Source organism: Mesorhizobium sp. M2A.F.Ca.ET.039.01.1.1 (genome assembly GCF_003998035.1).
In the GTDB taxonomy this organism is placed as follows: Bacteria; Pseudomonadota; Alphaproteobacteria; order Rhizobiales; family Rhizobiaceae; genus Mesorhizobium.
Map to the genome: position 1 here is coordinate 1 of NZ_RZRY01001134.1, position 1,395 is coordinate 1,395.

At 54.8% G+C, this 1,395-nt stretch carries 2 protein-coding genes; one reads left to right on the forward strand and one right to left on the reverse strand.

The annotated features are described in order from the left end of the window. The coding region (locus tag EOA24_RS37915) for a histidinol dehydrogenase (RefSeq protein ID WP_189354596.1) at positions 1-474 on the reverse strand (474 nt) is incomplete at its 3' end. Positions 475-648: 174 nt separating this feature from the next. Between EOA24_RS37915 and EOA24_RS37920 the strand changes: the two genes are divergently transcribed. Further along, positions 649-1,197 (forward strand): cupin domain-containing protein, encoded by a 549-nt coding sequence (locus tag EOA24_RS37920; protein WP_127410820.1) that lies wholly within the window; start codon positions 649-651, stop codon positions 1,195-1,197. The last annotated feature ends 198 nt before the right edge of the window (positions 1,198-1,395 follow it).

Sequence of the window (1,395 nt, forward strand, 5' to 3'; positions counted from 1 at the left end):
GGCAATGACCTGATCACAGCCTGCAACCTTGGCCGGGACAATGGTCATGACTGGCGCCGACAGGAGCGGGTAGCGGCCGCCCGGCACATAGCAGCCGACAATCTCGATCGGGATCACCCGGTGACCGAGGTGAAGTCCCGGCAAGCTTTGGATTTCGAGGGGAAGAATGGTCTTCAGCTGTGCCTCGGCGAAGCGGCGGACGTTAGCGATGGCAAATTCCGTGTCTTCCCTGGTCTGCGCATCGAGATCGGCGACAGCTTTCTGCTTCTCCTCCTCGGTGATTTCAAAGTTGGTGACGTCAGCCTTGTCGAAGGCAAGCGAGTATTCACGAACCGCAGCGTCCCCGTGCTTGCGAACGTGCGCAATGATCTCCCTGACGCTTTTCTCGACCGGGGCCGTGTCTGAGACGGCCTCCCGAGAGGGCCGCTTAATTTGGGTAAATTTGCCTTTCAGCGCTTCAAGCCGCGACGTCATCGAAACCTCGTTATTTTATGTGCACTCCAGCATCGTGCAATAAAAATAATCCACAATTGCCCATCTGGCACGCGTTCAATATACTCACCGCCTGGTCAGCTACCCGGGCCCTCTTGGTGTTTTTTGATTGCCGGAACAGCATGATCTCTAAATAGAAATTCAGGGAACTGACGAATGCCAAGGATTGGCTCCAAACTGCGCGAACTGCGTCGCCGACGGGACCTTAGCGTCAGAGCGTTGGCGGCTCGTTCGGGAATATCTCATTCTACAATATCTCTCATTGAGCGCGATCGCATGAGCCCTTCGGTCGACACTTTGGGTGCTATGCTGGACGCGCTTGGAACGACGCTCACGGGCTTCTTTTCCGATCTACAGTCAAGCCTCCCGTATTCCCCATTCTATGCGTCGGCCAACCTGGTGGAAATTGGAAAGGTCGACACAATCTCCTATCGCGTGATCGGCTTGGATCACCCAAACCGTCAACTGCTGATGTTGCACGAACGATATGCACTGGGCGCGGACAGCGGCGAAGAATTCACCCATACAGCGCAGGAAGCTGGCATGGTTTTATCCGGCATGGTGGAGGTGACGGTGGGAAACCAGAAACGAATTCTCAATCCGGGGGACGGATACTATTTTGATAGTCGGTTGCCGCATCGATTTCGAAACGTTCACAACGGCCATAGCGAAATCGTCAGCGCTATAACGCCACCCACTTACTGACTATCCGATCGTGGGCAAAGCCTGGTGAGTATAATAACCAACGTCGCGGACCCAGCTGCCCAATTACAAGAAAACGCGTATTTCATATTAAATGCCGAACTCACGCGAACGACGATTGAGGTGGCTAACGCCTCCAGGCGGCTAGGTTGGGGCAGCAGCTCGTCGCCGAAGCGCGTAGAAACCAGAAATGTCAGTTGC

Excerpts from the sequence above, each read along its gene's own strand:
- EOA24_RS37920 (WP_127410820.1), top strand. The coding sequence starts at position 649 with ATGCCAAGGATTGGCTCCAAACTGCGCGAACTGCGTCGCCGACGGGAC.